Annotated in this window: 19 protein-coding genes and 1 pseudogene; 14 read left to right on the top strand and 6 right to left on the bottom strand. The window is 50.3% G+C overall.

Translation table 11 applies throughout. The annotated features are described in order from the left end of the window. Positions 1-270: 270 nt before the first annotated feature. The 3 genes from LG52_RS10945 (at position 271) to LG52_RS10935 (ending at position 3,747) form a co-directional block, all read left to right on the top strand. A complete protein-coding gene (locus LG52_RS10945) occupies positions 271-1,686 on the top strand; it encodes an amino acid permease (RefSeq protein WP_044731951.1) in 1,416 nt (471 codons plus the stop codon). A gap of 283 nt (positions 1,687-1,969) precedes the next feature. Continuing rightward, positions 1,970-2,719, top strand: a complete 750-nt coding sequence (gene sigI, locus LG52_RS10940) for an RNA polymerase sigma factor SigI (protein ID WP_044731950.1) — start codon at positions 1,970-1,972, stop codon at positions 2,717-2,719. Continuing rightward, positions 2,716-3,747: an anti-sigma factor domain-containing protein gene (locus LG52_RS10935; RefSeq protein WP_231584454.1), complete on the top strand. Its 1,032-nt coding sequence runs from the start codon at positions 2,716-2,718 to the stop codon at positions 3,745-3,747. The genes sigI and LG52_RS10935 overlap by 4 nt, the downstream gene beginning before the upstream one ends. A gap of 47 nt (positions 3,748-3,794) precedes the next feature. Here LG52_RS10935 and LG52_RS10930 read toward each other — a convergent pair whose 3' ends face one another. Beyond that, complete coding sequence (locus tag LG52_RS10930) at positions 3,795-3,995, bottom strand: alpha/beta-type small acid-soluble spore protein (protein ID WP_013145987.1); 201 nt, start codon at positions 3,993-3,995, stop codon at positions 3,795-3,797. A 177-nt stretch (positions 3,996-4,172) separates the two neighbouring features. Between LG52_RS10930 and LG52_RS10925 the strand changes: the two genes are divergently transcribed. The 9 genes and pseudogenes from LG52_RS10925 (at position 4,173) to LG52_RS20225 (ending at position 11,862) form a co-directional block, all read left to right on the top strand. Beyond that, a complete protein-coding gene (locus LG52_RS10925; protein WP_044731949.1) occupies positions 4,173-5,186 on the top strand; it encodes a LacI family DNA-binding transcriptional regulator in 1,014 nt (337 codons plus the stop codon). Between the two features lie 197 nt (positions 5,187-5,383). Beyond that, a complete protein-coding gene (locus LG52_RS10920; protein ID WP_044731948.1) occupies positions 5,384-7,480 on the top strand; it encodes an amylo-alpha-1,6-glucosidase in 2,097 nt (698 codons plus the stop codon). Between the two features lie 61 nt (positions 7,481-7,541). Continuing rightward, the gene (locus LG52_RS10915; RefSeq protein ID WP_044731947.1) at positions 7,542-8,810 is read left to right on the top strand and encodes an ABC transporter substrate-binding protein; all 1,269 of its coding nucleotides are present in this window, start codon (positions 7,542-7,544) and stop codon (positions 8,808-8,810) included. Positions 8,811-8,941: 131 nt separating this feature from the next. Beyond that, entirely contained in the window at positions 8,942-9,841 is a 900-nt protein-coding gene (locus tag LG52_RS10910; protein ID WP_044731946.1) for a carbohydrate ABC transporter permease, read from the top strand. Positions 9,842-9,856: 15 nt separating this feature from the next. After that, positions 9,857-10,684 carry a carbohydrate ABC transporter permease gene (locus LG52_RS10905; protein WP_044731945.1) on the top strand — a complete coding sequence of 276 codons (828 nt, stop codon included), beginning with the start codon at positions 9,857-9,859 and terminating at the stop codon, positions 10,682-10,684. Between the two features lie 313 nt (positions 10,685-10,997). Further along, positions 10,998-11,120, top strand: a pseudogene (locus LG52_RS19815) (IS701 family transposase); the annotation flags it as partial. A 283-nt stretch (positions 11,121-11,403) separates the two neighbouring features. Beyond that, complete coding sequence (locus tag LG52_RS20230) at positions 11,404-11,556, top strand: hypothetical protein (protein WP_197071923.1); 153 nt, start codon at positions 11,404-11,406, stop codon at positions 11,554-11,556. After that, a complete protein-coding gene (locus LG52_RS19810; protein ID WP_156133405.1) occupies positions 11,553-11,720 on the top strand; it encodes a hypothetical protein in 168 nt (55 codons plus the stop codon). Before LG52_RS20230 ends, LG52_RS19810 begins: the two co-directional genes overlap by 4 nt. Continuing rightward, positions 11,713-11,862, top strand: coding sequence for a hypothetical protein (locus tag LG52_RS20225; protein ID WP_167346079.1), 150 nt, complete (start codon positions 11,713-11,715; stop codon positions 11,860-11,862). The genes LG52_RS19810 and LG52_RS20225 overlap by 8 nt, the downstream gene beginning before the upstream one ends. Positions 11,863-11,931: 69 nt before the next feature. Here the strand turns inward: LG52_RS20225 and LG52_RS10895 are convergent, their stop codons facing one another. Continuing rightward, positions 11,932-13,701 carry a B12-binding domain-containing radical SAM protein gene (locus LG52_RS10895; RefSeq protein ID WP_044731944.1) on the bottom strand — a complete coding sequence of 590 codons (1,770 nt, stop codon included), beginning with the start codon at positions 13,699-13,701 and terminating at the stop codon, positions 11,932-11,934. A gap of 195 nt (positions 13,702-13,896) precedes the next feature. On the opposite strand from LG52_RS10895, the gene LG52_RS10890 reads away from it, so the two are divergent. Together LG52_RS10890 and LG52_RS10885 are read left to right on the top strand one after the other, a co-directional pair. Beyond that, positions 13,897-16,113 carry a PAS domain-containing sensor histidine kinase gene (locus LG52_RS10890; RefSeq protein ID WP_044731943.1) on the top strand — a complete coding sequence of 739 codons (2,217 nt, stop codon included), beginning with the start codon at positions 13,897-13,899 and terminating at the stop codon, positions 16,111-16,113. Continuing rightward, positions 16,103-16,594 carry a methylated-DNA--[protein]-cysteine S-methyltransferase gene (locus LG52_RS10885; RefSeq protein WP_044731942.1) on the top strand — a complete coding sequence of 164 codons (492 nt, stop codon included), beginning with the start codon at positions 16,103-16,105 and terminating at the stop codon, positions 16,592-16,594. The genes LG52_RS10890 and LG52_RS10885 overlap by 11 nt, the downstream gene beginning before the upstream one ends. Positions 16,595-16,747: 153 nt before the next feature. On the opposite strand, the gene LG52_RS10880 is transcribed toward LG52_RS10885, so the two are convergent. From LG52_RS10880 to mtnA, 4 genes are read right to left on the bottom strand one after another with little or no spacing between them, the layout of a single operon-like run. Next, positions 16,748-17,761, bottom strand: coding sequence for an ABC transporter permease (locus LG52_RS10880; protein ID WP_044731941.1), 1,014 nt, complete (start codon positions 17,759-17,761; stop codon positions 16,748-16,750). After that, positions 17,703-19,253 (bottom strand): sugar ABC transporter ATP-binding protein, encoded by a 1,551-nt coding sequence (locus LG52_RS10875; RefSeq protein ID WP_044731940.1) that lies wholly within the window; start codon positions 19,251-19,253, stop codon positions 17,703-17,705. Before LG52_RS10875 ends, LG52_RS10880 begins: the two co-directional genes overlap by 59 nt. Next, positions 19,250-20,413: a sugar ABC transporter substrate-binding protein gene (locus LG52_RS10870; RefSeq protein WP_044731939.1), complete on the bottom strand. Its 1,164-nt coding sequence runs from the start codon at positions 20,411-20,413 to the stop codon at positions 19,250-19,252. Before LG52_RS10870 ends, LG52_RS10875 begins: the two co-directional genes overlap by 4 nt. After that, positions 20,400-21,467, bottom strand: coding sequence for an S-methyl-5-thioribose-1-phosphate isomerase (mtnA, locus tag LG52_RS10865; protein WP_044731938.1), 1,068 nt, complete (start codon positions 21,465-21,467; stop codon positions 20,400-20,402). The genes LG52_RS10870 and mtnA overlap by 14 nt, the downstream gene beginning before the upstream one ends. Positions 21,468-21,472: the final 5 nt, after the last annotated feature.

The raw sequence follows: 21,472 nt of genomic DNA, 5'->3' as shown, positions 1-21,472 counted from the left end.
GAGCCTGTAATGCAACAGGAGCAATCTTCCTCCTTTCCTGTCACAAATTTGTCACATAGCTATTATACATTTATCTGAAAAATTTGTAAATTGTTTTTTTTTGTTATTTATCAATAATTTTTGGTGCTTTGCCGCACAACATAACAAAAATTTTTTGTTGTTTTTCTTATTTTCGCACTTTACAAAAAAACAAGGATCATGTAGAATAGCAACTGTATTCCTCGATAAAATTCAACATTTTTCTACAAAAAACGACAAGGGGAGACATCTATGAATTTGTTTCGTAAAAAACCAATTCAGTTGCTCATGAAAGAATCAGGGGTAAAAGGAGCTTCGTTGCGAAAAGAGTTAGGCGCATTTGATTTGACGATGCTCGGCATCGGCGCCATTATCGGGACAGGCATTTTTGTCCTGACCGGGGTGGCGGCGGCGGAACATGCCGGTCCAGCTCTTGTTCTTTCGTTCATCTTATCCGGATTGGCGTGTGTGTTCGCGGCGCTTTGTTACGCAGAGTTTGCCTCAACCGTCCCAGTATCGGGGAGCGCTTACACTTACAGCTATGCCACGTTTGGTGAGCTCATCGCTTGGATTTTGGGATGGGATTTGATTTTGGAATACGGGGTTGCTTCGTCGGCGGTCGCCGTCGGTTGGTCCGGCTATTTCCAGGGGTTGCTTTCCGGTTTTGGCATCGAGTTGCCAAAGGCGCTCACGAGCGCGTATGATCCGGCAAAAGGAACGTTCATCGATTTGCCAGCGATTATCATCGTTCTGTTCATTACGTTTTTGTTGAATTTAGGTGCGAAAAAATCGGCGCGTTTTAACGCGGTGATCGTTGCTATTAAAGTGGCGGTCGTGCTACTCTTTTTGGCGGTCGGCGTTTGGTACGTCAAACCGGAGAACTGGACGCCGTTTATGCCGTTTGGCTTCTCTGGCGTAGCGACCGGCGCGGCGACGGTGTTTTTCGCCTACATCGGCTTTGATGCGGTGTCGACGGCGGCGGAAGAAGTGCGCAATCCGCAGCGCGATATGCCGATTGGCATCATCGTCTCGTTGCTTGTGTGCACATTGTTGTATATTGCGGTTTCGCTCGTATTGACAGGCATCGTTCCGTACGAGCAGCTCAACGTGAAAAACCCAGTGGCGTTTGCATTAAACTATATCCACCAAGACTGGGTGGCGGGCTTTATTTCGCTCGGAGCGATCGCCGGCATTACGACCGTGCTCCTTGTGATGATGTATGGACAGACGCGTCTCTTCTACGCCATCAGCCGCGACGGTTTGCTGCCGAAAGTGTTTGCTCGCATCAGCCCGACGCGCCAAGTGCCGTATGTCAATACGTGGCTGACTGGAGCAGCTGTAGCGGTATTTGCCGGCATCATCCCGCTCAACAAATTGGCGGAACTGACGAACATCGGTACGCTCTTTGCCTTTATCACCGTCTCGATCGGCGTGTTGGTGTTGCGTAAAACGCAACCGGACTTAAAGCGGGCATTCCGCGTTCCGTTTGTCCCGGTCGTTCCGATTTTGGCTGTCTTATTCTGCGGCTACCTCGTTCTTCAGCTTCCGGCGACGACATGGATCGGTTTTGTCTCGTGGTTGTTGATCGGTTTAGTTATTTACTTTATCTACGGCCGCAAGCATAGTGAGCTGAATGAAATGGCACGGACGGAAGAAAAGGCTGGATGAGCGTCCAAACAATGAAAAAGGGGCTGTCCCAATGGGGGAACAGCCCCTTTTCTCATTTCGTCAAACTTTTCGGCACCACCTCGTTTCATCTTTTTCATTAGATAGGAAAAACACCCGATTTTTTGCCGATGGAAGGCGTGTGCTCGGCGCGGCGTCGGACTTTTTTGGGGACCTCTGCTCACTTACACATGTTGAAAACATTTCCTTTGAACGACGGCCATATTTGGTTTATGATCTGCGAATAGTATAAAGAACGAGCGTCAGTCCGGCTTGTATAAGCGGGGTGAAAAGGGTGTTTGGGACATTATTGAAAAGAAGAGAGAGAACGCTTGAACGGACAGTTGCGGAAATTCAGCGGGGAAATGAAGCGTTGCGCAATGAGCTCATCCGGCAATATAAGCCGTTTATCGTCAAAACAGTCTCAAGTGTATGCAAGAGGTTCATCCGCGAGGAAGATGATGAGGCGAGCATCGGGCTGATCGCGTTTAACGAAGCGATTGAAAAATACGCGTTGCACAAAGGAGGCTCCTTTCTGTCGTTTGCGGAGCTGCTCATTAAGCGGCGCCTCATCGATTACATTCGCAAAGAGGTGAGAACGCGAGAGGCCATATGGCATGTCGAGAATGGAGAAGACGGCGAGCAGGCGACGCAAACGTATGTAGATGCGAAATTATCGGTTGAGGAGTTTTATAGGCAAATCGAACAGGAACAGCGTCGGGAAGAAATTCTCCATTACCAGCAAGTGTTGAAACAATTCGGCATTCATTTTCACGATTTAGTCGAGCAATCGCCAAAACATAAAGACGCCCGCCTCAACGCTATTCGTGTGGCTGAACTGCTTGTTGCGAATGATGAATGGCTCGCCCTGTTGTTTCGAAAAAAGCAGCTGCCAATCAAACAGCTGGAAACGATGGCGTCGGTCAGCCGCAAGACGATTGAGAGAAATAGAAAATACATTATTGCGGTCGCGGTCATTTTGGCAGGCGATTACCTTTACTTAAAGGACTATATAAAAGGGGTGCTTTCATCGTGAAAAAGGGAATTGTGCTGGAGCTGGATGAAGAATTCGTCACTGTATTGACGCCGGAAGGGGAATTTCTTCGATTGAAAAAAGAGAAAGAATGCGAGATTGGAGAAGAGGTCAAAGCGAATGCGGTTGGCCGTCCTTTTCCGTTTCGCCGCCGTCCGTTTCGATATGCGCTCATCAGCATTCTGACGGCGGCCGCGGTGCTTCTGGCGACTTGGATTCAATGGCCTTCCAATGCGGTGTACGCATACATGTCGATCGACATCAACCCAAGTATGGAAGCGGGCGTCGACGCGGAGCTGCGTGTGTTGACGCTGAAGGCTTACAATGAGGAAGGAAAGAAGGTGTTGGCGGCGCTTCCTTCTTGGAAACGTCAACCGTTTTCTTCGGTAGCGAAACAAATCATTGCATTAAGCGAACAAAAGGGGTATTTAAAGAAAGGCGGGGAAGTGCTGATTACGACGGTGGAGAGGGAGCGCGACGCCTCTTCGGCGCGGAAGCTGTCTGCAGCGCTCGCGGAAATCCATCGGTCAGTGGCGGATGACCGGATTGTCATTACCACGGCCAATAGTACGATGGCAGTGCGCAACCAAGCTGTCAAACGGGGGATGACAACCGGAAAACTATTGCAAATCAAGAAAAAGGTGAAACCGGCTGCGCCAGCATCCATCCGCTCGGCAGATGGAAACGGCCGGAAAGGAGAAAGTTGGAAAGATAAGGCTAAAGGCGGAGAAAAAGAAAACAAAACGCCAGCGGCCAAAGAACAACCGACACAACAGCCGTCAAAGAAACAGAACGATAACGAGTCAAACCCGAAGCCATCAAAAAACGAAAAACAGCCGCTGCGCAAGCAGAAACATTCTCATCCGACCAAAGGAAGCCTTTCTTCTGAAAAAGAAAGTTATGCGAAATGGAAAAACCATAGGAATGTCCGCCCGTTGCGGCTAGGCGCTCATTATGAAAAGAAAAAGGGAATGGGGACGGCAGCAGCAAGGAGGGGCATCGCCGCCCAGCCGACGCCCACCGCCATTTGAAAGCGATGGATGCGAAAACGAAAAAAGCCGAGTGATTCCGCTCGGCTTTATTCCGTTTTCCGGCCTGCCAGCTCGCTTTGCGCTTGGGCCACAAGCCGTTTCGTAATTTCTCCGCCGACGGAGCCGTTGGCGCGAGAAACCGTGCCAGCCCCGAGCTGTACGCCAAACTCTTGGGCGATTTCGTATTTGATTTGTTCCAACGCTTGTTCGATGCCTGGAACAAGCAGTTTGTTGCTTGAACGAGCCATATGAAATTCCTCCTTGAAGGTTTTTTGATGCGGTATGATTAGTATGGACGATCTAACAAAGAGATATGGTTGGGAATTAAAGGAGGAATTTTTCATTAAAAAAAGATTGCAAACGTTTTCGGTTATTGCTTATAATGAAAATGAGCAGATGACCGAAAACGTTTTGGAGGAATGGCAGTGACAACCATTAAAGATATTGCCAAGGCAGCGGGAGTTTCGATTACGACGGTTTCACGCGCGCTGAACGGCTATTCCGATGTGAATGAAAAAACGAGGCAAAAAATCATTGATATCGCGAAGCAGTTGAACTACAGCCCCAATACACTGGCGCGCGGGCTTGTCATGAATAAATCGAAGACGATCGGGCTGCTCGTTTCTGGATTAACAAGGGAAAGTGCCAAGGATAATTTTACCTTTGAGGTGTTGGCCGGCGTCAATGAGTATGTCAGTGAAGTCGATTATGATATGGTGCTGTTCAGCACGACATCGACCAAGCAAAGAGAAAAAACGTATACACAGCTTTGTCGGGAGCGGCGCGTCGATGGGGCGATTTTGCAAGGGATTCGTACGGATGACCCGTATTTGCATGAGGTTGTGGAAAGCGAAATTCCATGTGTCCTGATTGATATTCCCATCGAGTCCAAAACCGTTGGCTATGTGACAACGGACAATGTGCTGGGTGCGAAAAAAGCGGTGCGTCATTTAATTGAGCTCGGGCATAAACGGATCGCTATGATCAATGGATATGAATACGCATTTGTGAGCGAACAGCGGGTGAAAGGATTCAAGGAGGCGTTGATTGAAGCAGGTTTGCCCGTACGCGAATATTGGATTGCCAATGGAGCGTTCCGCGAAGAAATCGCGGCGCGGGAGGCATTGAGGCTGCTTCAGCAATATCCAGAAATTACGGCTTTCTTTTGTGCAAGCGATTTAATGGCGCTAGGTGTCATCAAGGCAGTAAAACAGCTTGGAAAGCGGGTTCCGGACGATGTGGCCGTGATTGGCTACGATGACATTATTTTAGCGTCCTATTCATCGCCTGCACTCTCCACCATCGCTCAAGACAAATTTGCCATGGGATATGAGGCCGCCAAACTGTTGATTGATATGCTGGAAGGCAACGCTCAGTCCTATGTCAAGATTCTGGAAACAGAACTGAAAATACGGGGGTCGACGGTGAAAAAAGATTGATGGAGGCTTTTTTCACCACCCTGAGCCAGTTTCAGTCAGAATCCAAAACGTTTCGGATTGTTGTGGTGTCATAAAGACATATTTTTTTGCATCATGAGTGAAAACGTTTTGGAATTCGCTTGTGAAGCGTGATTGACGAAGGAAAGACATCGCGCTGTTGAGCCGATGATGACAACCTAGAATCAGGGGGAAGCAACATGGATTATCGAGTGATTAAAGAAAACGATGTGTTTTTATTGACGGATAAAGATGGGAATATCCCCGAACATCATCCGTACGGATTAGGGCTGTATACAAAAGACACCCGTTTTTTGAGCAAATGGAGTTTGCGCATCAATGGAGAAGAACCCGTGCTGCTGGCGTCTGATGCGGCACAAAATTATGTCGCTACCATTTTATTGACAAACCCTCATATTGAACGGGACGGAGAGCTGATTTTGTGGCGCGAATCTGTCGAAATTGAGCGCAAACGATTTATTTATGCGGGTGTGCTCTATGAAACCATTAAGCTGAAAAATTATCATCCTAAGCCGGTGCAATTGGAAATGAGCGTGCACATGGATGCCGATTTTGCCGATATGTTTATCGTTCGCGGCTTTCAGACAGGGGAGGTGGGAAAGCGGACAGGCCAGACCATAGGAAAACGTTCGCTCACGTTCCATTACGAGGGAGCCGACGGAGTGGAACGGGCAACGAAGGTCAGCTGGGATCGAGAGGAGAAAACCGTTAAGGAACATGGAGAAATTGTTTTTGACTTTGCACTCGACCGTGCGCAAGAGCAGACGGTTACGTTGATGGTCGAACCGATCACCGGCAAAACAAGCAGAGCGAAGGTCATTCCGCCTGAACAGGCGCTTCAACTATTGCAACAATCATATCAGCGCTGGGAAAGGGAAACAGCGAACGTCATCACGGACGAACGACAGTTTGAGCGTTTAGTCCGCCGGGGCATCGGGGATTTGCGGGTGCTGCTTACGGATCTTGGCTGTGGGCCATTTCCGGTGGCCGGACTTCCGTGGTTTGGCGTTCCCTTCGGCCGGGACAGTTTGATTGCGGCCTTGCAGCTGCTCCCGTTCAACCATGAAATAGCCAAAGGCACGTTGTTGACAATGGCCCGCTATCAGGGAACGAAAGTAGATCCGTGGCGCGATGAACAGCCTGGAAAAATCATGCATGAAATCCGATTCGGTGAGTTGGCCAATACGAATCAAATTCCGTTTACCCCTTATTACGGAACGATCGATGCGACGCCGCTCTTTTTAGTTCTGTTGGTGGAGTATGTCAAATGGACCGGCGACTTCGATCTCGTCCGTCAGCTTCGACTAAACATTGATGCGGCGCTCAATTGGATTGACCGGTATGGCGACCGCGACGGCGATTTATTTGTCGAGTATTTCCAGGAGTCGAGCAAGGGGATTGCCAATCAGGGATGGAAAGATTCAGGCGATTCGATTGTGCACGAAAACGGCGAGTATGCCCGCGCGCCGATCGCCCTTGTTGAAGTCCAAGGCTACGTTTATCACGCCAAAATGGGGCTTGCGGACATTTTCGAACAGCTTCAGGAAATGGAAAAAGCAGAAGCGCTTCGAACGCAGGCGGAAGCTTTGAAAAAGCGCTTTGAAGAACAGTTTTGGATGGAAGATCGGAAATTTTATGCTCTTGCGTTAGATGAAAACAAAGCCCCTGTCAGAACAATTACATCGAACCCAGGTCATGTGTTGTTTTCAGGAATGCTTGAAGGAAGGCGGGCGGATGCCGTCATTGACACCCTTCTTTCGGAAAAAATGTTTTCGGGTTACGGCATCCGGACGATGGGCGAAGGAGAAGCGGGATATAACCCGATGAGCTATCATAATGGAAGCATTTGGCCGCATGACAACAGCCTCATTTTGCTTGGCTTAAGCAAACTGGGGCGGCGGCGCGAGGCAAAGACGGTCATTGAAGGACTCATGGAAGCATCGATGCATTTTGAGTATGATCGCTTGCCGGAGTTGTTTTGCGGCTACAGCCGGTCAGAGGGAAAACCGGTTCGCTATCCTGTCGCTTGTTCCCCACAGGCGTGGGCGGCCGGCACGCCGCTTGTGTTTGTTCAGGCGTTATTAGGATTGTTTCCTAATGCGTTGGAAAAGAATATTTATTTGTCGCCGACGTTGCTTGATTCGATGAATATGTTGCGTGTGGAAAACATCCTAATCGGCGGCGGGCGGTTGTCATTGACGATTACCCGTGAGCAGGATAACTTCCATGTCCAAATCGATGAGAATACGACAGGTTGGGATATTGTCCTTCGTTAAAAGCAGGGGAAGCATTCCTTTCCCTGTGTATATAAACCAATTTTTAGGGGAGGTTGTTTACATGGGCAAAACAAAGTGGATGGCAGCGCTAGGCATCACAACGATGCTGTTTGGCAGCCTTTTGGCCGGTTGCGGCGGTGGTGAGAAAAGCGAGAAGGCAAACGGGGGGAGTAAGCAAGGCGAGAAAGTAGAAGTCACGTTAGCTGGCTGGGGCGGCAATCCGAGCGAGCAAAAGTTGCTGCGGCAAACGCTTGACGATTTTGAGAAAAAACACCCTAATATTAAGGTCAAGTATGAAGTCATTGCCGACCAGTATATGGATGTCATCAAAACCCGTTTAGCGGGTGGGCAAGGGCCGGATGTGTTTTACCTTGATGCATTTGAAGCCCCAGCTCTGATTGAAACAGGGGCGCTTGAGCCGCTTGACAAATATGTAACGGACGATTTTGACATTAACGATTTTGAAAAGCCGATGCTTGATGCGTTTAAAGGGAAAGACGGGAAAATTTACGGGTTCCCGAAAGACTATTCGACGCTAGCACTGTTTTACAATAAAAAGATGTTCGAAGAAGCAGGCGTTGAAGTCCCGAAAACTTGGGATGAACTGCGGGAAGCGGCGAAGAAGCTGACAAAAGGGAAACAAGTATACGGATTTGGCGTTGCACCGGAACTGGCGCGCTTATACTACATTGCTGAATCCAAAGGCGGCAAAGTTGTGACGGATAATAAAGCGAGCTTCGCTGATCCGAAAGTCGTCGAGGCGCTCCAGCCGATCGTTGATATGCACTTAAAAGATAAGTCGGCAGCCCAACCTAATGAAGTTGGAGCCACATGGGGCGGCGAGATGTTCGGTCAGGGCAAAGCTGCTATGGTGATTGAAGGAAACTGGGCGATTCCATTTTTACAAGACACGTTCCCGAATTTAGAATTCGGTACAGCGGAAGTTCCAATGATCAATGGCAAAAAGGCGACGATGGCGTACACAGTGGCTTATGTCATGAACAAAGACTCGAAAAAGAAAGAAGCGGCTTGGGAGCTCATCTCGTATTTGACTGGCAAAGAAGGCATGAAAACATGGACGAGCAAAGGGTATGCTTTGCCAACGCGGAAATCGGTCGCTGCTGAATTGGGATTTGACAAAGATCCGTTGCGGGCGCCATTAGTCGCCGGAGCATCGTATGCAACGGTATGGCAAAACGGAACGAACTTGCCGATTATTGTCAACAACTTTAATAACCAATTTGTCAGTGCTTTTCTAGGGGAACGCCCACTTGCTGATGCGTTAAAAGAGGCAGAAAAAACAGCAAACCGTGAAATCGAAAGCAAGTAGATGAAAATAGGCCTCCGGCAGGGGCAAAAAGCTCCCGCCGGGGAGCTGTTCCTTTCTTTCTAACAGCGGCTTTATGGCCGCGTTAGAAAGAGAGGAACAGCGATTTGATTCTCGGCAAGGGGATGAAAACAATGAAACAAGCTTTCACGAAAAAAATGAAACGAGAAACGGGGACAGCTTACTTGTTCTTATCTCCGACGTTATTTGTACTCCTTTTATTCATCATCGGCCCCATTGTGTTTGCTATTTTTTTGGCGTTCCATAAGGTGCAACTATTAGGGACAATGTCGTTCAAGTTTGTGGGGTTGGACAACTTTGTTCGCATGATTGATGATACGCGGGCAAAAATCGCTCTATGGAATACACTGAAATACGTAGCTATTGTCGTTCCATGCCAGACGATGTTAGCCCTTGTATTGGCTGCTGCCTTAAATGCTGGGTTGAAAGGGGAAAAGTTCTTCCGCATCGTTTACTTTTTGCCGACCTTGACTTCCTCAGCAGTACTGACGCTCATTTTCATGTGGATGTATAACCAGAACGGTTTAATTAATCGCGTTCTTGAATCGGTTGGGTTGCCGACGTACAACTGGATCGGTGATCCGGACGTTGCGCTGAATGCCATTATGATCATGAATATTTGGGCGACAGCCCCTTACTTTATGGTCATCTATTTGGCGGCGTTGCAAGATATTCCTGATTCGTTGTATGAAGCAGCGGAGCTGGACGGCGCGAACGCTTGGCAAAAGTTTTGGCACATCACTGTTCCGTATTTGCGCCCAGTTACGTCATTTGTCGTCATCATGGGATTAATTGGGACGTTCCAATTGTTTGATCAATCGTATATCTTCTCAGCTGGATCCGGGGGTCCAAATAACTCCACGTTGACGGTTGTTCTCCTTATTTACCAGTATGCGTTCAAAACGTTGGGAACGATGGGGTATGCGGCTGCACTGGCAGTTGCATTGGCCATCATTATTTTAATTGCGACATTGTTACAGCGGAAGTTGTCAAAAGAGGAATCCCTTTATTAAGGAGCTGAGGATGGGATGAAAAGAAGAACAGGCATTGGGAAAGCTCTGCTGTATGTTATTCTTGTCGGATACGCGACAATCACAATTATTCCATTTTTATGGGCATTGTCTTCTTCTTTTAAAACACTTGAAGAGATTGTCAGCGGAACAATATCTTTGATTCCGAAACAATTTACACTTGATAATTATAAGCAGATTTTTGTTGAACAGGAGCTGTTCCCGCGTTGGTTGTTCAACAGCATAGTGATTGCCGTTTCCGTGACTATGCTCAACTTGTTATTCAATTCCATGGCTGGCTATGCATTGGCCCGGTTGCAATTCCCCGGAAGAAAATCATTATTTTTGATCATTTTGGCTGTGTTAATGATTCCAGCGCAAGTGACGATGATTCCGAACTATTTGATTTTGAAGCAGCTCGGCTGGCTGAACTCGTACCAAGGAATGATCGTGCCGACGATGGTGAACGCCACGTTTATTTTCATGATGCGACAGTTTTTTATCAACTTCCCGAAAGAGTTGGAAGAGGCGGCGGAACTTGATGGACTCGGACGTCTCGGGATCTTTTTCAGGATTGTTCTTCCGCTCGCTCGTCCGGCGTTGGCGGCTCAAGCTATTTTTGTGTTTATGGGATCATGGAACGACTTTATGCGTCCGCTCATTATTTTGTCCGACCCGCAATTGTTTACACTGCCGCTTGGACTTAACAGTTTCAAAGGGCAATATATCAGCTACTGGAACTACATTATGGCTGCATCAATGGTGTTTACCATGCCTGTATTGGTTATTTACGCCTTTTTCAATCGCTATTTTATTAAAGGGATTTCATTCACAGGTGGAAAATAACAGATATTTTGCATAATGGTTTACCGATCATTGCGAAAAGGGGCTGTTTGCCGAAAGGAAGGTTGTCATCCTTTGGCGGCAGCTCTTTTTCATCACCTTTGGCGAGGAGACCCCCACTTCAACGACCAAAGGGAGTAAGTGGGGGAGGAATCTCTTTTTTTGTGTTTTTGTATCACTAAAAAATATGATATAACTGTAGATGAGCAAATTAACTGACATAAATTTACATTCGAACAAAAAAAGAGACCTGAACCCGATTCCTTGATTAGAATAGATGTGTCGCCAAAACTATTCACAAGGAGGTTCATGTCTCATAAATAGATTCGCACATCATCAAGGAATCCACAAGTTTTTCACGATGTTGGGGTTGGCGCTTTATTTCTCGAAACCGGTCATGAAGCATCTCGTTCATATCGTGGATGCCATGATCACCAAGTTTTGTCGAAAAATATTTTTTTGACACCCCTGAGAGGCCGCAAAGCCTTGATATATCAACATTTCTAGAGGGAGGAACCTAAAGCGATGGAATGGACGATGCGGCTGCCAAAACGGGCGGAAAGACAAACTGGTCGGGGATGGGCGGTCGCTGCGCTCGCCTCGATTCTGCTTGTGATGACGCTTGGTAAGCGCTTTGCTTGAAGTGGGAGTCTTCTTTCGGAACTATGATAAAACGCACCTGAACGAGGCATGATAAGAAAAAATGCGAAAGGAGGATGGGTGTGGCCAACGTCACATTTCCAGTCGCCCGTCTTCATGACGGGACGCTTCGCCAGCTCCAACAGCTTGAACAGCGGCTGCGTGAAGAAACAGGAGAAGAAATTGTGCTTGTCGCTTATGAGCGAAAAACGGTTGATGAGGAGGCGAAACGATGATGAAGCGAAAAGTAAAATTTGATGCAGCGAAAAATAACAACAAAACGCCGACGGAAAGTTTGCCGGATGCCGAATTTGCGGCCCAATACGCTGGTGAAGAAGACATGGTCCGCGGCGCAAACCGCAATTCGAAAAAAGGGCGCCAAGGAGGCGGCGATGGGTAAAAAAGGGAAAGAGCGATCCGTGCCCGTAAATGAGGAAATGGCGTTTGAATGGGGCGATTTTGCCGCTCACGAGCCGCTTTGGCTGAGCGAGGAACAAAAGCGGGTGAAGGAAAATGAAAAGGAACGAAACAAGCAGGGATGACGCTCCCTGCTTTTTTAGCGTTAGGTGAAGGATCGGATATTTACAATAAATGCTCCCTGCTTTTGAACGTCAGACAGATGACGAGGAGGACAGGGCGGACAGCGGTGCAGAAAACAGCGTGGCACCGGCGCCGGACGGATCGAAATAGGCGACGATGGCCGTTCGCGCAAACGCGAGCTGCTTCGCGGCGATATAGCGGCCGACATCGACCGGCACGATTTCGACGATTGTATGTTTAAACAGCTCTTTTTCCCCAAGCCCGAGGGCGGCAAAGTCCTCCCCAAGCGCCTCGGGGCGCTCAAGCAGCGCGCGGTAGACGGTCGTGCGCGTCGTTTTCTCCGTTTTTTCTTCCCACCACGGCTTGCGCGGCTTATACTTCTGTCCACGCAAGTAGTCGTATTTCATGAGCGATTCGGCGACAGGCAAGGCATCCGGCGCGTACGTACGCAAAAACTCATGCAGGCGGCGGAATAAATCCTCAAGCTGATGGCCGATGCGCGCCCAGCCGCGCTCATCCCAATACGCGCCAAACTGCTGGAAAAAGTCAAACGGCGATGGGAACACATCGGTCACCAAGTACTCGATCGTTTCGTCCATTCGATGGGCGTTCCAATACTTTTCGAGCACGTCTTCCACTTGCTTGATGCGGATGACGTTATCAAACGACAAGACGTTGTTGGCGAGTACTTCGTATGGCGCATGGTCCATATACACATAGCCGTACTCCTCGGCGCGCAGGCGCAGCCCAGTGCCGCGCAGCAGTTTCAAAAAGCCAAGCTGCAGTTCCTCCGGACGAAGGGCGAACACGTCGTTAAACGTTTTTCGAAACGAATTGTAGTCTTCTTCAGGCAGGCCGGCGATCAAATCCAAATGCTGGGCGATTTTCCCGCCTTCTTTGATCATTGTCACCGTCCGCGCCAATTTGGTGAAGTTTTGCTTGCGCATAATGAGCCGGTTCACTTCGTCATTCGTCGACTGGACGCCGATTTCAAAGCGGAACAGCCCGGGCGGCGCCTCCTTGTTTAAAAACTCGATGACCTCTGGGCGCATAATGTCGGCGGTAATTTCAAACTGGAACACGGTTCCCGGCACATGCTCGTCAATTAAAAAGCGGAACATGTCCATCGCATAGCTGCGGCTGATGTTGAACGTTCGGTCGACGAATTTGATCGTCCGCGCCCCGTGCTTCATTAAATAGCGCAAATCGTCCTTGATTTTTTCACGGTCAAAATAGCGGACGCCGACTTCGATCGAGGAGAGGCAAAACTGGCAGCTGAACGGGCAGCCGCGGCTCGTTTCGACATAGACGATCCGGTTCGGAAGTTGCGGAACATCTTCTGGAAAGCGAAACGGCGACGGCATGTCAGCGAGACGCAGTTTGTTTCGCTGCGGATTGACGACGATGCGCTCTCCGTCGCGAAATGCCAGTCCGGCGACCTGTGCCAGTTCTCCGCGGCCTTCTAAGGCAAAAAGCAGCTGTTTAAACGTTTCTTCCCCTTCCCCGATGACGATAAAATCCAATTCCGGCACCCGCTCCATCCATTCACGCACATCGTACGACACTTCCGGGCCGCCGGCGACGATGACAATATTCGGCGCTGCTTTTTTCAACAATTTGACGACTTTGATCGTTTCTTCAATGTTCCAAATGTAGCAGCTGAAACCGACGACATCCGGACGGCGTTGGTACAAATCGGTCACAATGTTCAGCACTGGGTCTTTGATCGTATACTCAACAAGCTTGACGTCAAACTCTGGCTGCGCGTATGCTTTTAAATAGCGAATGGCCAAATTCATATGAATGTATTTGGCATTTAATGTTGTACAGACGATGTTCATCGCAGCAAAACCCCTTTGATCAGCGTAACTAATCTATCATTATAATGCAGTTTCGCCAAACGAAAAAGATAAAAAACTTGTCGAACATTGTGGAAAAGAATTTTAAAAAATCTTCGTAAATCAAAGGAGGAGTAAATTTTTCCACATCGAATATATATTTCGTTGAATGGTTTGAATAGACAAGGAGAGATGGATATGGCCCAAAGCCTTTCTCCTCGAGAAGAACAAAATGCGTCGCCGGATGTGCGGCTGCTTGAAGAGGAAAATCGCCGGCTAAAAGAGCGATTGAACAGCTACTCGATCATTTTCGAGCGGTCGCTCGATGCGATCGTCATTTTAAATAAAAACGGCGAATTTGTCGATGTGAACGAAGCGGCGTGCAAGCTGTTTGAGATGGATAAGTTTTCGTTGATCGGCCATTCGTTTTCTTCATTCCTCGAACTCGTGCCGCCCGATATTTTGCTGTTTCAACGCTCGATGTTGCAAAAGTTCGGTTCGTTCAGCGATGAACTGCTCATCAAACTGCCGGACGGCAAAGTGAAGCATGTGGAATTTTCGATGAAAAAGGATGTGTTCGACGAATTTGACCTTGTCATGATGCGCGACATCTCAGCCCATAAGGCGCTTGAGCGCGAACGCATCATTCATGAGTTTTTGTTTCGCGACGTATTCAACCGCGCCGTTGACGGCATCGTCATTTTCGATGAATTCGGGCGGTTTATCGATGTCAATCCGGCGTTTTCGATGAGCTTGAACTTGGAAAAAGGAAAACTGCTCAATTTGTCGTTTCAGCAGTTCGTTGCCCGCGAATGCGCCAATGAGTTCGCTCGGTTGCTCGCGGAAGTGAAAGAAAAGGGAACGGCCAAAGGCGAGTTGTCGCTTGTCCGCCCGGACGGAACGGTGAAAATGTTTGAGCTGACGGCGACTTCCAACGTCTACAGCGGGTTTTACATGGCCATTATGCGCGATGTGACGGAACGAAAAAATATGGAAATCAAGTTGCAAAAAAGCGAAGAACGGTTCCGGGCTATTTTCGAACAAGCGCATGAAGCGATCCTCATTTGGGACGATTTTGGCTGCATATTGAACGCCAATCCGGCGGCGAGCCGGACGTTTGAGCTGCCCTTGAATTTGCTTGTGCGCCGCAATTTGTTTGATTTTGTCGACTATGGGGACGAAAAGGTGAAACGCATTTTCAGCGAGTTCCGCCGCAAAGGGGAAATCCGTGACGAGCTGACGTTTCATATGCCGAACGGTGAAGATAAGCAGCTCGAGTTCACAATGAAAAAAGGAGCGATCGACGGGTACCACTTGACGATTTTCCGCAATGTGAGCGAGCGGCGGAAAATTGAGCGCGAGCTGCGCGAAAGCGAGCAAAAGTTCCGGAGCATTTTCGATCATGCGATGGATGGCATTTTGCTTTGGGATGCGCAGCATCGGATCATCGACGCCAATCCGGTTGTCTGCGGCATTTTTTCCGCCGAAAAGGAGGAGCTGCTTGGCCGGAAGGTGGTCGAGCTCGTTCCGGAGCGGGCGCGCCGCCAGCTCAATAAGCTGCTTCAACAATGCCAACGCACCGGCGAAGCGAGCGGCGAGGTCGAATTTTTCGACGAGGGAAAAGGGAGAATTATTGAGTTTTCGCTGAAAAAGGAAGTGATTCCGGGCGTCGGGATGATGATGCTGCGCGATGTGACCGAGCGCAAGGAGATGGAGCTGCAGCTGCGCAAGTCGGATACACTCAACGTCGTTGGGGAATTGGCCGCGGGCATTGCCCATGAAATCCGCAATCCGATGACGGCGCTAAAGGGCTTCATTCAGCTGTTGCAAGGAAGCATTGACGGCGACTATTCGATGTATTTTAATGTCATTATGTCGGAATTGAAACGAATTGAGTCGATCATCACCGAGTTTCTCGTCTTGGCGAAGCCCCAGGCAGTGCAATACAGGCAAAACGACATTTGCAAAATTATGCAAGATACGATCGATTTGATCAGCGCCCAAGCGATGATGCACAACGTGCAAATCATCGCGGATTTCGAAGACGGGCTGCCGCCGGTGTATTGCGAGCCGAATCAGTTGAAGCAAGTGTTCATCAATATTTTGAAAAACGCCATCGAAGTGATGCCAAAAGGCGGGGACATTACGGTGCGCATCACCCGCGCCGGGTGCTATGTGCGCATCTCCATCACTGACCAAGGATGCGGCATTCCAAAAGATAAAATCAAAAAGCTTGGCGAGCCGTTTTATACGACGAAAGAACGCGGCACCGGCCTCGGCTTGATGGTCAGCTATAAAATCATAGAAGAGCACCAAGGGAAAATTGAAGTGGAAAGCGAAGTCGGCGTCGGCACGACGTTCCATATCACGCTGCCGATCGAACGAATGGAAAGAGAGGACGACGATGACGATTGAATATGCAGTATACCGCTCAGAGCTGTTCGGCGACATTTACATCGCCTCCGACGGCGAAGCGATTGTGAAAGTCGAGCTGTTTCCAGAAGAATGGCGCGCGTTCGCCGGCGAACATCCGGCTGTCAAAAGCCGGTCGCCGCTTCTTGAATGCGCGCTTAGGCAGCTGGATGAGTATTTCCACGGACGACGCCAGGCATTTGATTTGCCGCTGAAGTGGAAGGGAACAGCCTTCCAAGAAGAGGTGTGGGCGGCGCTTTGCCGCATCCCATACGGCGAGACGGCGACATACGCTGACATCGCCGCGCAAATCGGCCGCCCGAAAGCGATGCGCGCCGTCGGCCAGGCAAACCGGGCGAATGAACTGTCGATTCTCGTTCCGTGCCACCGTGTTGTCGGCAAAAACGGCGCTCTCATTGGCTATGCCGGAAGCCGCACCGATGTAAAGGAGAAGCTGCTCGAGCTTGAGCGGCGCTATAAGTAGATGACGCTCTTGCGTTCGTGGAACAGGCAAAGGGTTTGGGAGGCGTTGTATGCGGATGCTGCCATGAAGCAGGCGGAAAAAGAGGTCGATGGCTTGCCTAGAAAAACGCGTCTGCCCCCGAGGATTGCCATCCACGGGGGCAGAGATCGGGCGTTATTTTTTTTGCCAATGCGACAAGGCGAGGGCGCCGACTAAAATGGCGCCTTTTATAATGTCTTGGGCGTAATACGGAACGTTCATCATCGTCAAACCGTTCAACAACACGCCCATTAAAATCGAGCCGAACAATGTGCCGATGACGTTCGGCTTGCCGGCGCCAAAAACGGAAAAGCCGATGTAGGCGGCGGCGACGCTGTCCATTAAAAGCGAGGCGCCGGCTGACACTTGCCCGGTGCCGATGCGCGAGGCAAGGACGATGCCGCCTAAGGCGGCGAAAAAGCCGCTGATGACGTATGCATACGTTCGATAGCGATTGACTGGGATGCCTGAGAGCCTTGCCGCCTCGCGGTTTTCCCCCGTTAAATAAAAGAGGCGACCGGGTTTCGTGTACGTTAAAAACAGATGAGCGGCAATGACGACAAACAGCATAAGCAAGACAGAAAACGGCACGCCGAACAGCTCTCCCTGACCGATAAATAAAAAGGAAGGAATGAATTTGCCCGGCGCCGTGCCGCCATCAGGCAACGGCATGTCGTTGTAGATCGAAAATCCTTTCGTATAGGTGAGCTGCACGCCGTTAATGGCGTACATCGTCGCCAACGTCGCGAGCAAATCCGGCAGTTTGAATTTGACGATCAACAACGAGTTCAAAAGCCCAACAGCAATGCCGAGCAACAGCGGCACGAGCAAGGTGACGAAAATTTCTTGGCGGTACAGGACGAGCGCCGCGGCGCTCGCGATCGTCGCGAGGCTCACCGTCGAACCGACGGACAAATCGAAGCCGTCGACGATGAGCGAAAACGTAATGCCAATGGCCACCAAGGTGACGATCGAAATGGAACGCAAAATGTCACTGAAGTTTTCATACGTAAAAAACCGGTCTTGCGTGACGCCGAAGTAGGCGATAACGGCAAGAATGGCCAGCAAGGTGCCGTGTTTATACAACAATTCAAGAATGGACGGCGCCGTTTTTTTCGACGGCGTTGTGGAAACGGCTGGCTGGCTCATGGATCTCACCTCCGCTGCAATAGTAAACAAGCTGTTCATACGTCAGTTCAGCGGCCGGCAGGCGGGCGAGCAGCCGGCCGTCGACCATCACGTAGATGGTGTCGCAAATGTCAAGCAGCTCTTGAAATTCGCTGGAAAAGTACAGCACCGTTTTTCCTTCATCGGCAAGGGAGCGAATGATGGAAAACACCTCTTGCTTCGCGTGGACATCGATCCCTTTCGTCGGTTCGTCAAACAAAAAGACGCGTGCGTTTGTGTTCAGCCATTTGCCGATGACGACTTTTTGCTGGTTGCCGCCGCTTAAGTGGCGGACGGCCGTGGCGCTTGACGGCGGATGAATGCCGAGTGAGCGAATAAGCCCATCGGATTCAGCCGTTTCTTTTGTTCCGCTGATCCATTGCCAGCGCGACAGACGGGAAAGAAGACGGACGGTTACGTTCGTTTTCACCGACTCGGGCAAAAACAGCCCTTGTTTGCGCCGTTCTTCCGGGATGAGGCAAACGCCGGCGGCGATGGCTTCATAAGGCGATGAGAACACGTAACGTCTGCCATCAATTTCCCACTCGCCAGATGTGTTTCGATGGGCGATCAAGCTCTCAGCGAGCTCTGTCTTGCCGGCGCCGACCAAACCCGCGATGCCGACGATTTCGCCGCGGTGGGCGTATAGGTCGACCGTTGTCCCGGTTTTGTCGATCAAAATTCCGCGGGCGGCAAACGCGATGTCGCTTCCGTATGTGCGCCTTTGTTTCATCGTGACAGCCCGTCTTGTTCCGGTCATATGCAAGACGATGTCTTCAAGAGGCAAGCGGCGGGCATCTCCGTGATAGACGACGCGGCCGTCGCGCAAAATCGTCAGCCGGTCAGCGATCTCTTGAACTTCTTTCAGTTTATGAGAGATGTAAATAAAGCCGACGCCTTGCTGCTTCAGTTCATCGATGATGGCAAACAGACGCCTTGTTTCCGCCTCGCTTAAGGCGGCCGTCGGTTCGTCTAGGATGATATAGCGCGCGTTGGATGACAGCACTTTGGCGAGCACAATCAGCTGCTTTTCATGGAGCGAGCAGTCGCGAACCAATTTCGTCGGCGGCAACGACAGGCCGACGCGGCGAAGCAGGGCGGCGGCCCGCTCTTTTTCTTGACGCAGCGAGCGAATCGGCCGTTGCTTCACATGGACGAACTCGTCCGCTGCTACATTTTCGTAAATCGGCAAACCGGGAAACAGCGCTGTGTCGACTTCTTGAACGACGAGGCCGATGCCGGCTTGTTTTGCTTCGCGTGGCGATGAAAACGTGTATATTGTACCGTCGATTGTGATCGTACCAGCATCGGTCGGAATGGCGCCGGCTAAAATGTTCATGAGCGTGCTTTTGCCGGCGCCGTTCATGCCTAAAAGGGCGTGGACTTCGCCAGGACGAACGTCGAAGTCCACGCCGTCAAGCACGCGCACGGCGCCAAACGATTTTTCAATGCCCTGCATTGACAACCTGTTCATTTTTTGTTCACCTGGGCTTCCAACGTTTTCATCCACGGCGAGATGGCGACATTGGATTGCCCCCAGCCCGGAATGTATTGTGAAAGCTCATTCATCGACACTTGTTTGTCCGGAAGATCGGACCGTTTCACTAAGTGCGGCTCAAGCGAGTAAATATTCGGCGTTTTTTCTCCGGCGATTTTTTGATACGCGAACCGCACTTGGACGCGGCCGACTTCGGCTGGGTCGGTCGCCGTTGTCGCCACCCATGGGCTGTTTGGTTTTTGGATCATTTGCAAGTCTTCATCGCTTAAATCGATGCCGTACACTTTAATTTCTGTGCGCCCGGCTTGCTCGATGGCGCGCGTCGCTCCTTTGGCGAATTCGTCCCATGTCGCGAAGACAGCGTCGATATCGCCTTTATTCGGATATTTTTTCAAAATCGCTTCCATTTGCGTTTGCGTGTCCAAAGCTGTGTTGGCGCTCGCCGTGCCGAACTTGGCGATTTCTTTAATGTTCGGATAGCGTTTTTTGAACGCGTCATAAATGACATGGCGGCGTTCCATCGGGGTAAAGCCGCCGACCCAAATCGTGACGATGTTGCCTTCTCCGTTTAAGTCTTCTGCGAGCGTTTTTAATGTTTTCCAGGCGAGGCTGTAGTCGTCTTGGTCGATGACGGTGACGCCGGGAATGTTCAAATCGTTGTCAAACGCCACAACTGGAATGCCTTTGGCGACGGCTTTTTTCACCGGGCCTTCGAGCGCATCAGCGCGGCCGTGATCAAGCAAAATGGCGTCCACATTTTGGGTAATGGCCGTCTCAACATACGATGCCATTTTGGTTAAATCGTTGTCCGCGTTGTAAATTTGCACTTCACCGCCGAATTTTTGCACTTGTTCTTTGACGCCGGCGATGTATTGCGATGAGAACGTGCCGATGGACAGTTGCATAATGGCGGCGATTTTCACCGGTTTTTTCAGTTTTTCCGGAATGGCCGCCTGCTCGCCGCTTGTTGCGGTTTGGCTGTTTGATGATGACGTGTCGCCTTTGTTGCTTGTTTGCTTCGTTTCATTGGCTGGCTTGGAGCTCATGGCGTCTTGCTCGTTCGTGCAGCCGGCTAAGACGGAGAATGCGGCAAAGAAAAGAAGAAAAAGGGAAGATAAGGCCTTAAATCGTTTCATGTTGCTCCTCCTTTGTGAATAATGATGGCAGCGTTGCGTGGTAATTGCCGCGAATGATGCCTTTTTCGGTAATGATGGCGGTAATGAGTTCGTTTGGCGTTACGTCAAACGCCGGATTGTATACGTTGACGCCTTCCGGGGCGATGCGCACGCCGGCGATGTAGGTCACTTCATCCGGATGGCGCTCTTCGATCGGGATGTCCGCACCTGTTTTCGTCGCCAAATCGATCGTCGACAGCGGCGCAGCGACGTAAAACGGAATGCCAAACGACTTGGCGAGCAAGGCGAGGCCGAATGTGCCGATTTTGTTCGCCGTATCGCCGTTTTGCGCGATCCGGTCGGCGCCGACGATCACGGCGCTGATCTTTTTTTCTTTGATCGTTTGCGCCGCCATGTTGTCGGTAATAAGCGTCACATCAACACCCGCTTGCATCAATTCCCAAGCAGTCAGGCGCGCCCCTTGCAGCACCGGCCGCGTCTCAAGGGCGTAGACGGACAGCTCGATCCCTTTTTCTTTCGCCAAATAAAACGGAGCGAGCGCCGTCCCGTAGCGGGCGGTGGCGATCGAGCCGGCGTTGCAAATCGTCATCACCCGGTCGTCTGGTTGAAAGAGCGACAAAGCGTGTTCACCGATGCGGCGGCACACATTCTCATCTTCGACTTGAATGTGGATCGCTTCATGGATGAGTGTCGTTTTCGCCTCGTTGATGGAGGCGGCGTTTTCGACAGCAGCGACGAGCCGGTCAAGTGCCCAAAACAAATTGACGGCGGTCGGGCGGGCGCCGGCCAGGTAGTCGCGGTCCCGTTTCAAGCGGCGACGGAATTCATCGAGCGATTTGGTGTCATAGCTTAAAGCGGCGAGCGCCAGGCCATAGGCGGCAGTGATGCCAATCGCCGGCGCCCCGCGCACTTTCAGCGTGGCGATCGCGTCATAGACGTCTTCCAGAGTGTGCAAGTCGATATATTCCGTGACCGTTGGAAGTTTTTGTTGGTTTAAAATCGTCACATGCGTCTCGCGCCATTCAACGGAGCGCGGGATGGCAAAGGTGCTCATCGCCA

This window comes from Geobacillus kaustophilus (assembly GCF_000948285.1).
GTDB classification, from domain to species: Bacteria; Bacillota; Bacilli; order Bacillales; family Anoxybacillaceae; genus Geobacillus; species Geobacillus thermoleovorans_A.
Note: the sequence above shows the minus strand (reverse complement) of the source record. Positions and strands in the feature narration are given on the sequence as shown.

Excerpts from the sequence above, each read along its gene's own strand:
- LG52_RS10945 (WP_044731951.1), top strand. The coding sequence starts at position 271 with ATGAATTTGTTTCGTAAAAAACCAATTCAGTTGCTCATGAAAGAATCA.
- LG52_RS10930 (WP_013145987.1), bottom strand. The coding sequence starts at position 3,995 with ATGGCTCGTTCAAGCAACAAACTGCTTGTTCCAGGCATCGAACAAGCG.
- LG52_RS10920 (WP_044731948.1), top strand. The coding sequence starts at position 5,384 with ATGGATTATCGAGTGATTAAAGAAAACGATGTGTTTTTATTGACGGAT.
- LG52_RS10915 (WP_044731947.1), top strand. The coding sequence starts at position 7,542 with ATGGGCAAAACAAAGTGGATGGCAGCGCTAGGCATCACAACGATGCTG.
- LG52_RS10910 (WP_044731946.1), top strand. The coding sequence starts at position 8,942 with ATGAAACAAGCTTTCACGAAAAAAATGAAACGAGAAACGGGGACAGCT.
- LG52_RS10905 (WP_044731945.1), top strand. The coding sequence starts at position 9,857 with ATGAAAAGAAGAACAGGCATTGGGAAAGCTCTGCTGTATGTTATTCTT.
- LG52_RS19810 (WP_156133405.1), top strand. The coding sequence starts at position 11,553 with ATGATGAAGCGAAAAGTAAAATTTGATGCAGCGAAAAATAACAACAAA.
- LG52_RS20225 (WP_167346079.1), top strand. The coding sequence starts at position 11,713 with ATGGGTAAAAAAGGGAAAGAGCGATCCGTGCCCGTAAATGAGGAAATG.
- LG52_RS10895 (WP_044731944.1), bottom strand. The coding sequence starts at position 13,701 with ATGAACATCGTCTGTACAACATTAAATGCCAAATACATTCATATGAAT.
- LG52_RS10890 (WP_044731943.1), top strand. The coding sequence starts at position 13,897 with ATGGCCCAAAGCCTTTCTCCTCGAGAAGAACAAAATGCGTCGCCGGAT.
- LG52_RS10885 (WP_044731942.1), top strand. The coding sequence starts at position 16,103 with ATGACGATTGAATATGCAGTATACCGCTCAGAGCTGTTCGGCGACATT.
- LG52_RS10880 (WP_044731941.1), bottom strand. The coding sequence starts at position 17,761 with ATGAGCCAGCCAGCCGTTTCCACAACGCCGTCGAAAAAAACGGCGCCG.
- LG52_RS10875 (WP_044731940.1), bottom strand. The coding sequence starts at position 19,253 with ATGAACAGGTTGTCAATGCAGGGCATTGAAAAATCGTTTGGCGCCGTG.
- LG52_RS10870 (WP_044731939.1), bottom strand. The coding sequence starts at position 20,413 with ATGAAACGATTTAAGGCCTTATCTTCCCTTTTTCTTCTTTTCTTTGCC.
- mtnA (WP_044731938.1), bottom strand. The coding sequence starts at position 21,467 with ATGAGCACCTTTGCCATCCCGCGCTCCGTTGAATGGCGCGAGACGCAT.